Here is a 668-nt window from a genome sequence, read left to right on the forward strand (position 1 = left end):
CCAAGGACCTGGGCAAGGGCTTTGCGCTGGCAGTGGCCTATGTGGACACCAATGCCAAGGAGTCGGTCTACACCAGTGTCAACCGCGGGCGCTATCTCGGCAAGGCCACGGCCTGGGCCTCGATCACCAAGACTTTCTAATCATTGCCGCAGGCCGGGCGGGCAGCGCCGGCCTGCCCCGAGGAGAAATCGGATGAAACTCATCATTGCAGTCATCAAGCCGTTCAAGCTCGACGAAGTGCGCGAAGCGCTGTCGGACGTGGGCGTGTCCGGCATTACCGTGACCGAAGTGAAAGGCTTCGGCCGCCAGAAGGGCCACACCGAGCTGTACCGTGGCGCCGAATACATCGTCGACTTCCTGCCCAAGGTGAAGATCGAGGTGGCGGTGCCCGACGACGTGGTCGAGCGTGCCATCGAGGCGGTCGAGAAATCGGCCCGCACCGGCAAGATCGGCGACGGCAAGATCTTCGTGGCACCGATCGAGCAGGTCATCCGCATCCGCACCGGCGAGACCGGCGGCGATGCCCTGTGACCCGAGACAGCATAAGGACAAGAGGTTAATCACATGACAACCTGGTTCAAGCGATTCCTGACGGCCGGCGCGATGGCGCTCGCCATCGGCACGGCGGGTGTGGGCATCTCCACGCCGGCCGCCGCACAGGACAAGCC

2 protein-coding genes are annotated in these 668 nt (G+C 63.8%); both read left to right on the plus strand.

The annotated features are described in order from the left end of the window. Positions 1-140 (plus strand): TorF family putative porin (locus CF68_RS36840; RefSeq protein WP_304413130.1); only part of this gene is annotated, 140 nt, incomplete at its 5' end. A gap of 52 nt (positions 141-192) precedes the next feature. Beyond that, entirely contained in the window at positions 193-531 is a 339-nt protein-coding gene (locus CF68_RS34395) for a P-II family nitrogen regulator (protein WP_010814843.1), read from the plus strand. The last annotated feature ends 137 nt before the right edge of the window (positions 532-668 follow it).

This window comes from Cupriavidus sp. SK-4 (assembly GCF_000611125.1).
Classification (GTDB): domain Bacteria; phylum Pseudomonadota; class Gammaproteobacteria; order Burkholderiales; family Burkholderiaceae; genus Cupriavidus; species Cupriavidus necator.